The sequence below is a fragment of the Reyranella sp. genome (assembly GCF_050185545.1).
Taxonomy (GTDB): Bacteria; Pseudomonadota; Alphaproteobacteria; order Reyranellales; family Reyranellaceae; genus Reyranella.
Genome location: NZ_JBFWZI010000056.1, coordinates 22,288 through 38,278, shown reverse-complemented (window position 1 = coordinate 38,278; position 15,991 = coordinate 22,288). Strand labels below are relative to the sequence as shown.

Here is a 15,991-nt window from a genome sequence, read left to right as displayed (position 1 = left end):
TGCCGAGCTTGCGCAGGGAGCGGTCGATCCACAGGGCGCCGATCTTCTCCTGGACGCCGTTCTGGCGCAGGCGCTGGCGCAGGCAGGCGAAGTCGACCTGGTCGAGCTCCTGGTCCTGATTGAAGCAGGAGAACACCACCTTCTCCTTGCCGGTCACCGGGTCCTTGTGGAGCTGCAGGCACTGGGCGCAGATCTCCTTCATCATGCATTGCATGGGCGAGTTGATCGACCCGAGCGCCCGGTGTCCGGGCGACAGGTACGGCTTCAGCACCTGGTGCCGCGCCAGCCGGACGGCATTCATCATGCCATCCGAGCCGATGGCGACGATGCGGTCGGCGGCGCCGAACGGGATCGGCTGGTCGCCCAGCTCGCCGGCGGCGTAGCGGCGCATCGCCTCGACGATGTTGGCGACCACGGCCTTGTCCTGCGGCCGTCGCGGCGTGAAACCCGGCTCCTCGTCGCAGCACCACACGACGGCGTCGGCCGCCGCCTCGATCTCCTCGATCTTGTAGCGGTCGCTCACCTTCTTGTAGCCGGCGAAATACAGCACCTTGCTGCCGGCCTTGCGGAATGCCTGGCCGATCGAGAACAGCACGGCATTGCCGAGCCCGCCGCCCGCCAGCACCACGGTCTCGTCCGGCTCGATCTCCGTCGGCGTGCCGGTCGGCCCCATGACGATCACCGGCTCGCCCGGTTCGAGGAGCGCGCAGAGGTCGGACGAGCCGCCCATCTCCAGCGTGATCAGCGACAGGAGGCCCTTGCTCTTGTCGACCCAGGCGCCGGTCAGCGCCAGCCCCTCCATGGTAAGCAGCGTGCCGTCGACACGGTCCGAGTGCGCCTCGTAGTTCTGCAGGCGATAGAATTGCCCCGGCTCGAAGTTGCGCGCCGCCGCGTGCGCCTCGACCACGACCTCTACGATGGTCGGCGTCAGCCGCTCGACGCGCACCACCCGGGCGCGCCAGTCGCGATTGGCGCGGCCCAGGATCTCGGCCGGCGTGTGCCTGGAGGCCGGCAGCGCCGCCATGCTGCGCGTCAGCACCGGGTAACCCTGCTTGGCGCCGCCCATCGCCTTCACGACGTTGCCGGCAAACGACGGGTGAAGGTCGCCGAAGAACGACATGAAGCGGCCGTCGGCGGCACGATACATCAGCACGCGCACCGCGTCGGGCTTGGCGACGCGCTCGGGCGTCGCCGGATTGCCCTCCTCGTCGAGGGCGCGGAAGTACTTGCCGTCGATGAAGGCGTGCGTGGGGTCTTCGCGCGCCAGCACGGTGTTGGGCTGCGTGCCGGCCGCCACCAAGATGGAACGCGCCGGCAGGGTCGCCTCGACCTTCACGCCGTTCTGCTCGCCGGCGACGTGCAGCCCTGAGGCATGGCCGTTGGCGTCGACCTCGACCGCAACCGGCGACAGCCCTTCGGCGAAACGGATGTCCTCTTCCAGAGCCTTCAGCACTTCCTCGTGGTTCAGCGTATAGGACGGCGAGTCGATCAGCCGCCGCCGATAGGCGATCGTCACGCCACCCCAGCCGTTTACCAGCCTGGCGATCTCGGGTGTGCGCCCTTCGCGCGCCGCCGACGCACGCTCGGCGCGGATCGCCTTGCCGTGGGCGATGAACTCGGCGGCGATGCCGCGCTCCTCCTCGTTCATCGCGGCAAGCACCGTCTGCTCGCCGCGCTCGGCGACCAGCGCCTCGTGACGTGCCAGGAACTTCTCGACCTGCAGCGGATAATAGGCGAGCGACTCGGTGGCCGTGTCGATCGCCGTCAGGCCGCCGCCGATCACCACCACCGGCAGGCGGATCTGCAGGTTGGCGATCGAATCCTTCTTGGCCGCGCCGGTAAGCTGCAGCGCCATCAGGAAATCCGACGCCGCGCGCACGCCGCGCGCCAACCCGTTGGGCAGGTCGAGCACGGTGGGCTTGCCGGCGCCGGCGCAGAGCGCGATGTGGTCGAAGCCCATCGCGAAGGCGCTCTCGACCGTGACCGTGCCGCCGAAGCGCACGCCGCCGAACATCGAGAACTGCGCCCGCCGCTCGAGCAGCAGCCGCACCATCTTGAGGAAGTTCTTGTCCCAGCGCACCGTAATGCCGTACTCGGCGACGCCGCCGAAACCCGCCATCGCACGCTCGCCGAGATCCTCGCGCAGGGTCGCGACGTCGTGAACGGCGGTGAAAGGCCGGCGCGTGCCGTCGGCCATCACGCCCGCCTGCGCCGCCGGCAGCGGCTCGATCTTGAGACCGTCGATGCCGACGACGGCGTGGCCGTCGTTCATCAGATGATGCGCGAGATTGAATCCGGCGGGACCCAGCCCGACCACCAGCACGGTGCGGCCGGTGGCGGGACGTGGGATCGGCCGGCTGAGGTTGAGCGGGTTCCAGCGCGTCAGCAGGGAGTAGATCTCGAAGCCCCACGGCAGCCCGAGCACGTCCTTCAAGGCGCGGGTCTCGATCTGCGGGATGTCGACCGGTTCCTGCTTCTGGTAGATGCACGCCTTCATGCAATCGTTGCAGATGCGGTGCCCGGTGGCCGCCAGCAGCGGATTGTCGACCGCGGCGATTGCCAGCGCGCCGATCGAGAAGCCCTCGCTCTTGAGGAGATTCATCTCCGAGATCTTTTCCTCGAGCGGGCAGCCGGCCAAGGTCACGCCGAACGGCGATTTCTGGAAGGCGCCGGTCTTGCGATCCTTGAGCCCGCGCGAGCAGCTGTCCTTGCCCTGGTTGTGACACCAGATGCAGTAGTTCGCATGGTCGAGCGTGCGCATCAGGTCGAAGCCTGGATCTGTCAATCCGAAGCCGTCGCGATGGCGCAGCATCGGCCGCGGCAGCTTCATGCGTGTGACGCCGTCGGTCACCTCGGTCTCTATCGGCACCAGGTGCTCGAAATCGAGCTTGTGGGGAATCTTGAACAGCGGCCCGTCGCGGTGACGCGTCCTGCCCTCCGGATGATGCAACGCCCACGCCGCATAGCGCGTCAACGCTTCGATCCGGGTCGTGGGCTTGTCGACCTTGAACTCGGGCCCGGTCTCGCTCCGCACGGCGAGGGCGAATGCGAGCTCCCAGGCCTCGAGCGCGTCCTCGAGGTTCACCGGAGATTCGAGCATGGGGGCGATCTCGGCCATCAGCGCCTTGCCGTCGAGCGCCTGCGCGGCATCCGCCTTGACGGCACGAGCGACGTAGCGCTGCACGAACAGCCGCTTGCAGTCGTAGAGCGGCGCCAGGACGTTGTGATGCTGGCGCAGAGCCGTGGCCTGGTCGGCAATGCCGAACAGCGCGGCGATGAAATCCTCGAGCGGACGCGCCAGCTCGATCAAGAGATTGGACTCGTCCTTCGCTGCGAGCTGATCCGGTTCGGCGCGCGCCGCCATCAGGCGCGCGTGCCCCTCGACATGGGTGTCCTTCAGCCAATCGACGAAGGCGGCATCCAGGCGGACAAGACCGTCGCGGTCGTAGAGATCATGGAAGCTGAGACCATGGCTCAGCGGAGGCGAGGTCATTGCCGAGTATCCGGTTTCTGCAGGGAGGTGGATCGTTCGTACGCGAACCGCTTAAACAAGGCAGGCCGCGAGCGCAAGGCATCGGGCCGCTTCGCGACATTAATGCAGATGACGGCGCACGCCGGTTCACGCATGGTCCGGCCGCCATGCAACCCGCCCCGGTCCCCGTGCGTAATTGGCTGATCGTCGTAGCCGCGATGATTTTTCTAATGATCGTGCTGGGGGCGCTCACGCGACTGACCGAATCGGGCCTGTCCATGGTCGAATGGCGGCCGGTCACCGGATGGTTGCCGCCGCTGTCCGATTCGGCCTGGCAGGCCGAGCTGCAGAAATATCTTTCCTCGCCGCAAGGCAGGATGATCAATCGCGGTTTCAGCGTCGACGAATTCAAGCAGATCTTTTGGCTCGAATATCTCCACCGCCTGTGGGGGCGCCTGATCGGCGTGGTGTTCGCCCTGCCGCTCGCGTGGTTCTGGTTGCGCGGCCGCCTGACACCGGCGCTGAAGCCGCGCCTGCTGGCCTTGCTCGTGCTGGGCGGCCTGCAGGGGGCGCTCGGCTGGGCGATGGTGGCGTCGGGGCTGGTCGATCGCCCTGCCGTCAGTCACTACCGGCTGGCGGCGCATCTCGTGCTCGCCATCGCACTCTACGCCTACACGGCATGGCTGATCCTGCAGCTCGGCCCGCAGCACGACCGGCGTGACGATCCGGCGATGCGCTGCTGGTCGACGATGCTGATCGCCTGGTTGCTCGTCGTGTTGATCTGGGGCGCGCTCATGGCCGGCCTGCGCGCCGGCGCGTCGCACAACACCTTCCCGACCATGTCGGGCTACTGGATCCCGCCCGGCATCCTCGAGCTGTCGCCATGGTGGATCAACCCGTTCGAGAACGGCACGACGATCCAGTTCCTCCATCGCTGGCTCGCCACGCTGCTGGCCGCGGCCATCGTGCTGCTCGCCTGGCGCGCGCGCAGGATCGAGATGGCCGCTGCGGCCGCAATGGCCGCGATCCAGCTCTGCCTCGGAATCGCCACGATCCTGACGGGCGTCGACACTGCGATCGCCACCGCCCACCAGGCCGGTGCAGTCGTACTGCTTACCCTTCTGGTATGGGTCCGCCATCGCGCGACGCCTTCTCGACAGAGCCCGGTCTCGGCTATTCTCGAAGCATGACCGACGGCTCCAAATCGCGCGTGCGCGCCAAGAAGTCTGTCGTGCTGGCCGGCACCGTGCTCATCGCGCTCGGCGCCACGACCGGCGTGACGCTGTCACAGACTACCGAGAAGACGCCACAAGAGACCCAGGGGACGCCAGCAACCCCGCCCGCGGCGTCGCCAGCTGTCGACCCAGTGCTCCCCGCAGCGGAACCGCCGCCAGAGCCGACATCCGCCGACTTCGCGCGCCCGGCCCCCCCCGTGCAGGCGGCTCCCGCGCCGGCCGCGCCGCCGCCGCCCGCGATCGACTGGACGGCGATGCCGATCGACCAACTGCGCGCCAAGGCGAACGCCGGCGACATTCCGGCGATGGAGGAGCTGGCGCGCCGCCTGGTTCAGGGCATCGGCGTGCCAAAGGACCAGCAGGCCGGCGCAGGCTGGATGCTGCGCGCCGCGCAGCGCGGATCGGCCCAGTCGGCTTTCAATGTCGGCGTGATGTACGAGCGTGGCTTCGTCGTCGAGCGCGATTCGACACGCGCAGTGGAATGGTATCGCAAGGCGGCCGAGGGTGGCATGGCGATGGCCAGGCACAATCTCGCCCTGATGTTGCGCGAGGGAAAGGGCGCTCCGCGCGACGGCAAGGAAGCGATCGAGCTTCTGCGCGCGGCGGCACGCCAGGGCATGAGCGCATCGATGTTCACGCTTGGCGACATCTACGACCGTGGTGACGTGACGCCGAAGGACCAAGCGATGGCACTCGCTTGGTTCGCCATCACCGCCGAGTTCGAGAGCCAGACCAATCGTGGTGGCGAAAGCCAGCTGGGCAGGACGGCCACGCAGCGTGCCGCGGCCTTGAAGCGCATCCTGCTGCCGGGCGAGCTGGAGCGGGCACAGCAGTACGGCCAGGCGGAGTTCAAGGAGATCGTCGCGGCGCTGCAACCTGCCAAGCCATCGGCAGGGCCGCCGCCTTCGCCGTCTCCCGGCGAATCAACCCGGCCACCGTCACCGGATGCCGATCCACCGGGCTGGCCGAAATCAGCCGCCGACCAGATTCGCGCGATCCAGCAGGCGTTGCTGGATCTGAAGCTGGTGCGCGACAAGCCCGATGGCGCCCTGGGACCGGTCACCCGGGCGGCTATCCGCTCATTCCAGCGCGCCGCCAACCTGCGCGAAACCGGCGACCCGACGAAGGACGTGTACATCGCGTTGAAGGAAGAGATCGCCCGTCGCCAAGGCACAACCGCCAGCAGGACCGAGACCACGCCCAAACCAGACGCGACCTCCGAGACGGCTGCCACGGAACAGCCGAGGCCGCCGGCATCACCGCCGACAGAGTCTGCGACACCGTCGGCACAGTCGGAGTCCGACCCGCCGGGATGGCCGAAGACCGTCAATGACCAGGTGCGTGCGGTCCAGCAGGCGTTGGTCGATCTCGATCTGTTGCGCGACAAGCCGGATGGCGAGATGGGACCGCAGACGCGAAACGCGATCCGCGCCTTCCAGCGCGGCGCCGGCCTGCGCGAGACAGGCCAACCGTCGAAGGAAGTTTATGCCGCACTCAAGGCGGCGATTGCCCGTCGTGACACGACGTCGCAAAAGGAAAGTGTCGCCCAGGCAGAGGAGCCGAAGCCGGCGGGTGCTGCAGCAAGCGAGCCCGGCAAGACGGAAGCATCGTCCCAGGGCGATCCGCCGGGTTGGCCCAAGGCTACGCTCGATCAGGTGAAAGCGATCCAGCAGGCCCTGCTCGATCTCAATCTCCTGCGCAACAAGCCGGACGGCGAGATCGGGCCCGTGACTCGCGATGCCATCCGCTCCTTTCAGCGCAGCGCCAACCTGCGCGAGACCGGCGAGCCGACCAAGGAAGTCTACGCCGCGATGCGCGAGGCGTTCGCCCGCCGCGAAGCGAGCAAGGGGCAGACCACCGAACCAGCCGGGACGTCGACTGCCTCGGCGACCGAGGCCGATCCTCCCGGATGGCCCAAAGCTGCGCTCGATCAGGTGAAAGCGATCCAGCAGGCCCTGCTCGATCTGAATCTGTTGCGCGATAAACCGGACGGTGACATCGGGCCGATGACGCGCGATGCCATCCGTGCCTTCCAGCGCAGCGTCAACCTGCTGGAGACCGGCGAGCCGACGAAGGACGTCTACGCCGCTCTGCAGGAGGCGATCGCCCGGCGCACGACCGTCGGCGGATCGAAGGCCGGGTCCGGCCAGCCGACGGCTGCCGCCATCATGGAACCCGCCGAGACCAAAGCGGAGCCGTCGAAGGCCGCCGATCCCAACGCCTGGCCGGCGGCTACTGCCGAGCAGGTGAGGGCCATCCAGCGACTGCTACGCGAACTCAATTTCACGCGCGAGGAACCGGACGGGCTGACAGGTCCGCTGACCAGCGCCGCGATCCGGGAGTACCAGGGCAGCGTCGGCCTGCCGCAGACTGGCGAGCCCAGCAAGGAACTGTTCGACTCGCTCAGGGAAATGCGCAAGCTGACGGGAGGCAAACCGAATTAAGCCGAAGTTCTCCACAAGACGAACCAGGCCGAAGTTCTCCAATTGATGGGCGCCAATTCACGCGCCATCTTCCCCGGATCGTCACTCGCCATCTCCTGGCCGCCCGTTGTCGCCTGCCGAACAAACCAATGCCCTGTCCGACCTGACGCCTGCCGATCTGGTGATCGCGGAGCTGAAGGCGCTCGTGGGCGAACCCTTGACCAGAAGCGACTTCTTCTCGGTCGTGCGTGCGGTCCGGCCGAGTGCTCCCGATGGCAGGCCGTGGTCGTTGTCGAAGGTGGATGACAGCATCCGGCTGCTGGCGCGCAGGCGCGTGCTCGTCAACGACGGCACCATTGCGTCGGGCTGGCGCGATCCCCTGACGCGCCGCGTCCTCGGCCGGACCGGTGCCGCGGCCGTCGTGGCGGCCGTGCGCGGCGCACTACCCAAGGGCTGGCACGATCAGTCCGGCTACGCCCACTGGGTGAAGACGCCCTATTCCGACGTCGAGATGGCACGCTCTGTGCGGCTGGCGGCCCTTGCCAACGACGGCGCGACCGTCGATCGGCTGATGGAATTCGCCGGACCTGCCGATCAGCGGCACGGCGGCGGCTTCGGCACGGCGCCGCTGCTGTTCACGCATTGCCCGCGCGACATCGGCTTCATAGAAGGCTTGAGTCCCACCCTGGCCGATCGCGTCGCCGCGGCTCACGTCGAGATGGCGATCGATCATGGCGTCTTCGCCGGCCCGGACGATGCACTGATCGACACGTTGATCCAGCGCGGTCGGGACTGGGCCGCGGCGCCCCTCCTCGACCGGGCCCTGATGCGCCTCGACATCCTCGGCGAACGCGCGGACGCGGCGCGCATGCGCATCGCGCGCGTGCGTGCCTTCGACCCGGTCGCGGCCCTGGCGGCCGAGGCGGCGTTGGAGTTCCTGACAGGCTCGGCGGTCGAGAGCCTGCGGCATTTTCGGTTGGCGCTGGGCCAGCATCGCAAGGCGATCGGGCGGACCAAGGCCGCGTTGCCGCGCGAGTTCGCGGTCTATCATCTCCTGGCGCTGCTCGCCGCAGACGACCCGACCATGCGCGGCCAGATCGCGACTCTGCGGGACATCGTGGGCCAGACGCGATCGACGGTCGCCTGGGCCGTATCCGGCCTCCTCGACCTGGACTCCGCGCGCGAGGACCTCGCCCGGAAATGGGCCGATCACTTCGTCGGCATGTCGGCCCGAAGCCGCGATCATGAGTCGCCACTCGACGCCGCCATCGCGACCATGGCACTCGCCGTGATCGATGCATCGAGGATGAGCGCGCGCGAAGACCAGGATTGGCGGGCCATCCAGCGCTGGGGCACGCACGCGCGCCTGGCCGCGCGCATCATCGCGCAAGCCCATGCCGCCGTGCTGCCCAATCCGGGAATCTGGCGCAACACGCTCGTTGCCTTCGGAAGCGGCTACGCCCGTGATTTCATGAAGATCGTCCCGATCCGGCCGGCGTGGGATCGGGCGCTCGACAAGGTGCAGGCGTTTCTCGCTCCGCCGCCGATGGCGAAGTCAGAAGCACCCGCCAGGACCCGGCGCCTCGTGTTCCTGTTCAATTCGGACACGCTGGAGATCGTCCCCCACGAGCAGACGGCCAAGCGTGACGGCTGGTCCGCCGGCCGTCCGGTCTCCCTGAAACGCCTCCATCAGCGCGATGCCAAGCTCGATTATCTCACCGAGGAGGATCTGAAGGTCCTGGGCACGATCTCGAATCGCTACGCCTACTACGAGTCCGGCTACGAGTTCGACGCCGTTCGCTCTCCCCCTTGCCTGATCGGCCATCCGCGGGTGTTCGACGCCGATGCGCCGGATCGCCGGATCGACATCGTCGGCCATCCGGTGGAGCTGGTCGTACGGGAGGTCGGCGAGCACATGCGGATCGAGCTTTCGCATCCCTGCAACGCGCCGCAGGTGTTCGTGGAACGGGAAACCCCGACCCGCTGGCGCGTCGTCGAGGTGACGCCGGCGATAGCCGAACTGAACGCCATCCTGGGGCCGCGCGGCCTGGAGGCGCCGAAGGAAGCCCGCGACCGGATCGTCGCCCTGATCGCGACCGACGGTCCGCGCCTGCCGGTGCGCTCCGAGATCGCCGGTGCCGCCGGCCCGATCGACGATGGCGACACGAGGCCGATCCTCCAGATCACTCCACTGGACGGCAACTTCACCATTCGCGCGCTGGTGCGGCCGCTCGGCGAGGACGGGCCGACCTATGTCCCCGGCGTGGGCGCCCGCTCGGTGCTCGTGCCGGCGGGCGGCGCGCATCGTCGCGTCAATCGCGATCTCGAGGGAGAAACGGCGGCGCTCGAGGCGGTGGCTGTCGCCTGTCCGGCCCTCGCGTCGTGGCGCGAGACCGATCACGCCTGGCGGATCGAGGCGCTCGACGCCGCCCTGGAGGCACTGCAGCAGCTGCACGAGTTCACGGGCCCGCTGCGTCTGGAATGGCCGGAGGGGGTGGCCATCAAGCCGACACGCACCATCGGTGCCGGGTCGCTGTCCTTGAAGATTTCCTCCGGACGGGACTGGTTCGAAGTGACAGGCGAGGTCCGTGTCGACGAGGATCTCGTGCTCGACATGGCCGACGTCCTGGCTCGGATGGGCACGACGCCAGGGCGATTCATCGCCTTCGACGACGGTCGCTACCTGGCGCTGACGGAGGACCTCAGGCGTCGGCTCGAGGGCTTCGCGGCGGTGACCGAGACGACTCGAGGCGGCCGCCGCATCGCCGCGGCGGGAGCGGGCGCGGTCGAGGAGCTGGTCGGCGCCGCCGGTGCGGTGAAGGCCGATCGACGGTGGCACGAGCTGAAGGAGAAGCTGGCCGCGGCGGAGCGCTACGAGCCCGCGCTTCCGTCCGGCCTCGACGCCGAAATGCGGGATTACCAGAGGCAGGGCTTCGTCTGGCTGGCCCGGCTCAGCCGACTGGGGCTGGGCGCCTGCCTGGCCGACGACATGGGGCTCGGCAAGACGGTGCAGACCCTGGCGCTGTTGCTGACCGACGCCGTGAAGGGGCCGAGCCTGGTCGTTGCGCCGACCTCGGTCTGTCACAACTGGCTGCTCGAGGCCAACCGCTTCGCGCCGGAGCTCCGGGTGCACATGCTGGCCGCCGCCGCCGACCGTGCCGCGCTGATCGAGAGCCTCGCCGCCGGCGACGTTGTGGTGGCGAGCTACGGCCTGCTGCACACCGAGGTCGAGGCGCTGGCGTCGCGCCGCTTTGCCGTCGCCGTGTTCGACGAGGCCCAGAGCCTCAAGAATGCCGAGACGAGGCGGGCGCAGGCGAGCAAAAGGATCGTCGCCGACTTCCGCCTGGCCCTGTCCGGAACGCCTGTGGAAAATCGACTCGAGGAACTGTGGAGCCTGTACGACACGGTCATCCCCGGCCTGCTGGGCTCGCGCGACAGCTTCCACCGTCGCTTCGCCGGCCCGCTCGAGAAAGGCCACGCCGGCGGACAGGCGCGCCAGGCGCTGAAGTCGCTGGTGCGGCCCTTCCTGCTGCGACGGACCAAGTCGGCCGTGCTGGCGGAGTTGCCTTCGCGCACCGAGATCACCCTGGAGATCGAGCCGGGCGAGGAGGAGCGCGCCTTCTACGAAGCGTTGCGGCGCCGGGCGCTGGACAACCTGGCGGGCGCAGCGGGCGCCGGCAATCAGGCGCGCATTCGCATCCTGGCCGAGATCACCCGGCTGCGGCGCGCCGCCTGCAACCCGGCGCTCATCGACGCCGCCGCCGGCCTGGAGAGCGCCAAGCTCGCCGCCCTGCTCGACCTCACGGCCGAACTGATCGCCAACCGGCATCGCGCCCTGGTGTTCAGCCAGTTCACCGGACATCTCGATCTCGTGGAAACAGCGCTCAAGGAAGCCGGGGTGCGCCTGCTGCGCCTGGACGGCTCGACGCCGGCCAACGAGCGCGCGCGGCGGGTCGCCGCCTTTCAGGCAGGCGAGGCGGAGCTTTTCCTGATCAGCCTCAAGGCCGGCGGCTTCGGGCTCAACCTGACCGGCGCCGACTACGTAATCCATCTGGATCCCTGGTGGAACCCGGCGGTCGAGGATCAGGCGACCGATCGTGCCCACCGGATCGGACAGACCCTGCCGGTCACGGTCTATCGCCTGGTGATGAAGGACAGCATCGAGGAGAGGATCCTGGCCCTGCATGCAGAGAAGCGCGCGCTGTCCGCCGACTTCCTCGACGGCGCGGACCAGGCAGCCACGCTCGACGAAGAGGCGCTGATGGCGCTGATTCGCGGATAGGAAGCTCGATGGAGAAGCGACGTCAGCCCGGGGCGATCAAAGTCAGTTTGGGGAAATAGGTACGATAGCGGGCAACGTCGCGCGTCATCAGTCGATAGCCGGCGACGGCGGCATGGGCGCCGATGAAAAAGTCGGGAAGCGGCGACCGTTTCATTCCACCCCTTCGCCGATATGCGAGAAAGGACTTGCCGGCAAGAAAGGCAGCTTCGTACGGGATTGCTTCGCGATCGAACGACGTTTTCGGCAGCGCCACATCGAGGTCCTCGATACGAGAGTAGCGCGTTGAGACCTCGGCATAGATGATCGGATTGACGACGAGACGGTATCTGTCTGCGGCTCGCTCGATCGATGCCGCGGACCAGGAGAACCATCGTGCATCTTCCGTCATGATGTCCAGGAGAACATTGCTGTCGATCAGGACCGCGGTCATCAATCGTCTCGCGTCAGCGCCATGATCTCGTCCGTGCTCATCGCCACATCGCCACGTCCGCGCAAATGCGCGACGAGGCGAGCCCCACGACCTTCTCCCTTGCGCGATTTGGCGCGAACGATGCGTACGGCCTTGCCGTCGAATTCGAACTCCACTTCCGTGTGTGGCAGAAGGCCTGCTCGCTCGCGGATTTCGGCCGGAATGGTCACTTGGCCTTTGGATGTGATGCGCATGATCGACCTCTTACTCTTACATGTAAGAGTAAGAAGTGGCGACCAATCGATCAAGCTCCGAATGCCCTCCTGTGCAGCGGAGCCCCAGCCCTGGCAATAGAGACCGATCGCGGATGGGCGGCTCCTTGTTGTGCACTGCTTTGCATGAGTAGATGCGAGCGTTTCGTCACGCGTTTGCCTGCGGAGATCAAATGAGCGTCGAACTCTGGCTCGTCTACCTTGTCGCCGCGATCGGCCTGTCGCTGACGCCAGGGCCGAACGGGTTGCTTACGCTGACGCATGGCGCCTGCTTCGGTTTGCGGCCCACGATCTATACGGTGCTGGGTGGCGGCCTTGGCTTTTTCGTCCTGATCGCCGCCTCGCTTGCCGGCATGGGCGCCCTGCTGGCGGCGTCAGAGCATGCCTTTACGATCGCCAAGTGGATCGGCGGCGGCTACCTCGTTTATCTCGGAGTGCGGCTGTGGCGCTCGCCGCCCCCTGGCATCGCGCCAGGGTCGCAGGCGGCCCGGCCACAGCAGGCGAACAGGCTGCGCATGTTCAACCAGGGCTTCCTGGTCGCTGTGTCGAACCCGAAAGGCCTGATCTTCTTCGCAGCCTTCCTGCCGCAGTTCATCGTCCCGGGAGACTCCTTTGTCTTCCAACTTCTGGTCTTCGGGGGAACGTTCGTCGTCGTGGAAGTGGCTTACGAATTGTTGCTGGCCGGCATGGCGCAGCGCATCGCCCCATGGCTCGCCCGCCATGGTCGATGGTTCAACCGCGCGACAGGCGGCACCTTCATTGGAGTCGGTGCCGTCCTGACCACGGCGAGTCGCTGACCCTGCCGCGACCCTTTGTGCCGCGGCCGCCGTACCGTCAGGTCACGTTTGATCGGTCTGGTGCCGGCTCTGATGCGCGGACTCTTCCGACGTCCCGGTCACAGGGGACCGCCCTCTGCCATCAGCGCTGTCGCTCGGCGGCTCGTCGCGCACCTGGAGCTCCACGGAGTGCGCTCCGGCCAATGCCTCTAGGGCGCGCGAACGCTGCTCCGTGCTGGGAACCGCGCCCCGGACGTTCACCTCTCCGCGATTGACCTCGAGCGTCACCATGCGGGTATCGACGTTCACGCTGGTCAACCGGTCGAGCAGCTTGGTGCGAATGAGCTCGTCTCGATGGTTCATCGCCGTCTCCTGATTGCCCATATTTCCTGTTGCTCGTATCTCCTGCGGCATCATCGCGCCCTAAACGGGACCGGGGTCGGCAAGGTTCCGCGCCGTCAGGCCGGCGGCGAGACGAATGCGCCGGTGTGGCACCACCATTTGTCCGGAACCGAGTTGGCCGCCCGGCGGGCCGCCACAATCGTGTCGAAGAGTGCAAAACACGTAGCGCCGCTGCCGCTCATGGCGGCATAACGCGCCCCGTCGCGCTGGCGCAGGAAGGCGAGCACCTCGGCGATGACGGGCCGCAGCGAAATGGCCGCGTCGGTGAGGTCGTTGCCGCGCCCGGCGAGAGCGGCCACCAGCTCCGCCATGCCCCGCCAGCACGGTTGCACTGTGCGGGCGGGCGAGAACGGGCCGCGGCGCGCGGCAAAGACCTCGCGCGTCGGCAGGGCCACGCCGGGATTGACCAGAAGGATCGCCGCCGATGGCAAGGCCGGCGCCGGGTGAAGGTGGTCGCCAATTCCGGTCGCCAGCGCCGTCCGGCCCGCAAGGCACATCGGCACATCGGCGCCGAGCGCACCGGCGATCTCGAACAGCGCGTCTTCGGGCAAGGCGAGTCGCCAAAGATCGACCAGCGCACGCAACGTCGCGGCGGCGTCGGCCGAGCCGCCGCCGAGGCCGGCCGCGACCGGGATGCGCTTGACGAGGCTGAGCGCGGCAAGCGGCGGCACGGCGGCCCGCTCGGCCAGCAGGCGCGCCGCCTTCAAGACCAGATTGTCGCCCTCGCCGGCAAGTGCGGCGCTTCCGGGTCCTGTAACCTCGAGTGACAGGCGATCGCTATGTCGCGCTTCGACCGTGTCCACGAGATCGACGAAGGCGACCAACGAGTCGAGCAGATGGTAGCCGTCGGCGCGGCGGCCGACGACATTCAGCCAGAGATTGACCTTGGCGCAGGCCGTCTGCACCGAGTGGCTGACCGCGACGCTAACGGGTCAGCCGCCCTGCTTGCCGTTGGCCGCCTTCTCGTAGACGGTCGGCTTGTCGTTGGATGCGCTCAGCCCGTTGGCCAGCTTGTCACGGATCACGGCGATGCGATCCTTGTCGGGCTTCTGGTGCAGCGCGCGCTCCCATTGGAAGCGTGCCTCCCGCCGGCGGCCGACATGCCAGTAGGCATCGCCGAGATGCTCGGTGATGGTCGCATCGTCACCCTTCTGCTCGGTGGCGCGCTCGAGCCACTCCACGGACTTGTCGTATTGGCCGAGACGATAGAACGCCCATCCCACCGAATCGGTAATGGCGCCGTCGTCGGGCCGAAGCTCGGTGGCGCGCTGCAGCATCTTCATGCCTTCGTCGAGATGCATGCCCTGATCTATCCAGCTGTAGCCGAGATAGTTCAGGACATGCGGCTGCTCCGGCGACAGCTCGAGCGCCTTCTTCATGTCGAGCTCCGCCTTGGGCCACATCTTGAGCCGCTCGAAGGCAATGCCGCGGCTGAAGAACACCATCCAGTGGCGCTCGTCGGTGTTGCGCAGGCGGTTGATCACCGTGTCGTAGGCCTGCACGGAATCGGCGTAGCGCTCCTTGCCGCGCAGCAGGTCGGCCAGGGTCAGCGCGGCATCGATCCGGTCGGGCTTCTCGGCCGCGAGGACACGCAGCCGGCTCACCGCCTCGTCGAACTTGTTCTGCTGGGCATCGAGCGCGGCGGCGCGCAGCTTGGCCTGCCAGAAGAGTGGCGAGCTCGGTCCGATCCTGGCGAGCGAGGCGATCGCCTTGGGCACCATCTGGAACTGCTCGTACAGGCCCGCGATCATCAGCCAGGCGAAATCGTGCTCCGGCTGGAGGCTCGCCGCCATCTGATAGAAGATGAGAGCGACATCGCTGTTCTGGCTGCGCTGATCGGAGGCCAGGATGCCGCCGATATTGAACAGGATGTCGGCGATTCCCGTGGCCGGGCTCGGCGGCTTTGGCATCGGCGCATTTGGACCGACCAGGCCATCGACGACGACGGCGTCGCTGTACTTCTCGCCGTAAGTCTCGAGGATCGCGCTGGCGTCGTCCGTCTTGCCGAGCCGACGCAGCCCTTCGGCGACGGCGAGGGTCGTGCGCAGCGAATTCTTGTCGAGCTCGACGGCGCGACGATACTTGGCCTCCGCCGCCGCCTTGTCGCCGGCCATCTCGTCGATCTGGGCCGCGATCACCAGCGCCGGCGCCTCGGCGCGCTCACCGGCGGCAGGCTTCAGCTTGGCGAGGAAGGCCCGCGCCGCCGTGAAGTCCTTGTCGCCTGCCTTGAGCCACGCCATGACGTAGTCGCGCAGCACGCCCATCTGGTTCTCGACGTCGGTGCGGCTGAGCTGCCGCTCCGCGGCCTTGTAGTCGCCCTTCCTGACGGCCATCACGGCCATCACCATGTTGCCGAACCCGTCGTTCGGGCGCCGGCTGAGGACCTGCGGCGCCAGCTGCGCCGCAGTGTCGAGGCGACCGGCATAAAGGCGCAGGCGGAAGGCCGCGTAGACGAGATCGGGATCGCCAGGCGACAGCGCCAGTGCCTGGTCGAACTGATCGGCCGCAGAGTCGTAGTCGTGATCCTGCTCGGCGACGCGGGCGGCGAGATAGCGGCCACTCAACGTGATGGCCGCAAGCTGGGGACCGCGCGGCGCCGCCTGCGGGCGCGCGGCGGGCGGCTTGGCCTGTTGCGTGCCGCCCTGCTGGGCAGTGCCGACACCGGGAAGAGCAACGAGCAACGCTGCCGACAGCAGCGCAAGGGATGTACGTCGCATGCG

10 protein-coding genes are annotated in these 15,991 nt (G+C 67.8%); 4 read left to right on the top strand and 6 right to left on the bottom strand.

The window, feature by feature from the left end; genetic code table 11:
• The coding region (locus AB7O82_RS17165) for an FAD-dependent oxidoreductase (RefSeq protein WP_428619839.1) at positions 1-3,493 on the bottom strand (3,493 nt) is incomplete at its 3' end.
• Positions 3,494-3,639: 146 nt separating this feature from the next.
• Here AB7O82_RS17165 and AB7O82_RS17160 point away from each other — a divergent pair.
• From AB7O82_RS17160 to AB7O82_RS17150, 3 genes are all read left to right on the top strand, one after another.
• Positions 3,640-4,662, top strand: coding sequence for a COX15/CtaA family protein (locus AB7O82_RS17160; protein ID WP_428538679.1), 1,023 nt, complete (start codon positions 3,640-3,642; stop codon positions 4,660-4,662).
• Positions 4,659-7,151: a peptidoglycan-binding protein gene (locus AB7O82_RS17155; RefSeq protein ID WP_428538681.1), complete on the top strand. Its 2,493-nt coding sequence runs from the start codon at positions 4,659-4,661 to the stop codon at positions 7,149-7,151. Before AB7O82_RS17160 ends, AB7O82_RS17155 begins: the two co-directional genes overlap by 4 nt.
• A 106-nt stretch (positions 7,152-7,257) precedes the next feature.
• Entirely contained in the window at positions 7,258-11,412 is a 4,155-nt protein-coding gene (locus AB7O82_RS17150) for a DEAD/DEAH box helicase (RefSeq protein ID WP_428538683.1), read from the top strand.
• 22 nt (positions 11,413-11,434) lie between these two features.
• On the opposite strand, the gene AB7O82_RS17145 is transcribed toward AB7O82_RS17150, so the two are convergent.
• A complete protein-coding gene (locus tag AB7O82_RS17145; RefSeq protein WP_428538685.1) occupies positions 11,435-11,842 on the bottom strand; it encodes a type II toxin-antitoxin system VapC family toxin in 408 nt (135 codons plus the stop codon).
• Positions 11,842-12,075 carry an AbrB/MazE/SpoVT family DNA-binding domain-containing protein gene (locus AB7O82_RS17140; protein ID WP_428538687.1) on the bottom strand — a complete coding sequence of 78 codons (234 nt, stop codon included), beginning with the start codon at positions 12,073-12,075 and terminating at the stop codon, positions 11,842-11,844. Before AB7O82_RS17140 ends, AB7O82_RS17145 begins: the two co-directional genes overlap by 1 nt.
• Before the next feature lie 191 nt (positions 12,076-12,266).
• On the opposite strand from AB7O82_RS17140, the gene AB7O82_RS17135 reads away from it, so the two are divergent.
• A complete protein-coding gene (locus AB7O82_RS17135) occupies positions 12,267-12,890 on the top strand; it encodes a LysE family translocator (protein WP_428538689.1) in 624 nt (207 codons plus the stop codon).
• A 42-nt stretch (positions 12,891-12,932) separates the two neighbouring features.
• Here the strand turns inward: AB7O82_RS17135 and AB7O82_RS17130 are convergent, their stop codons facing one another.
• The 3 genes from AB7O82_RS17130 to AB7O82_RS17120 all read right to left on the bottom strand — a co-directional run bounded on the left by AB7O82_RS17130 (position 12,933) and on the right by AB7O82_RS17120 (position 15,988).
• Entirely contained in the window at positions 12,933-13,232 is a 300-nt protein-coding gene (locus tag AB7O82_RS17130; protein ID WP_428538691.1) for a hypothetical protein, read from the bottom strand.
• Between the two features lie 95 nt (positions 13,233-13,327).
• Positions 13,328-14,176, bottom strand: a complete 849-nt coding sequence (locus tag AB7O82_RS17125; RefSeq protein ID WP_428538693.1) for a 4-(cytidine 5'-diphospho)-2-C-methyl-D-erythritol kinase — start codon at positions 14,174-14,176, stop codon at positions 13,328-13,330.
• Positions 14,177-14,203: 27 nt separating this feature from the next.
• Positions 14,204-15,988 carry a tetratricopeptide repeat protein gene (locus AB7O82_RS17120; RefSeq protein ID WP_428538695.1) on the bottom strand — a complete coding sequence of 595 codons (1,785 nt, stop codon included), beginning with the start codon at positions 15,986-15,988 and terminating at the stop codon, positions 14,204-14,206.
• Positions 15,989-15,991: the final 3 nt, after the last annotated feature.

Bases quoted from the DNA above. Each gene is read 5' to 3' on its own strand.
- AB7O82_RS17155 (WP_428538681.1), top strand. From the start codon at position 4,659: ATGACCGACGGCTCCAAATCGCGCGTGCGCGCCAAGAAGTCTGTCGTG.
- AB7O82_RS17140 (WP_428538687.1), bottom strand. From the start codon at position 12,075: ATGCGCATCACATCCAAAGGCCAAGTGACCATTCCGGCCGAAATCCGC.
- AB7O82_RS17130 (WP_428538691.1), bottom strand. From the start codon at position 13,232: ATGAACCATCGAGACGAGCTCATTCGCACCAAGCTGCTCGACCGGTTG.
- AB7O82_RS17135 (WP_428538689.1), top strand. From the start codon at position 12,267: ATGAGCGTCGAACTCTGGCTCGTCTACCTTGTCGCCGCGATCGGCCTG.
- AB7O82_RS17120 (WP_428538695.1), bottom strand. From the start codon at position 15,988: ATGCGACGTACATCCCTTGCGCTGCTGTCGGCAGCGTTGCTCGTTGCT.
- AB7O82_RS17145 (WP_428538685.1), bottom strand. From the start codon at position 11,842: ATGACCGCGGTCCTGATCGACAGCAATGTTCTCCTGGACATCATGACG.
- AB7O82_RS17160 (WP_428538679.1), top strand. From the start codon at position 3,640: ATGCAACCCGCCCCGGTCCCCGTGCGTAATTGGCTGATCGTCGTAGCC.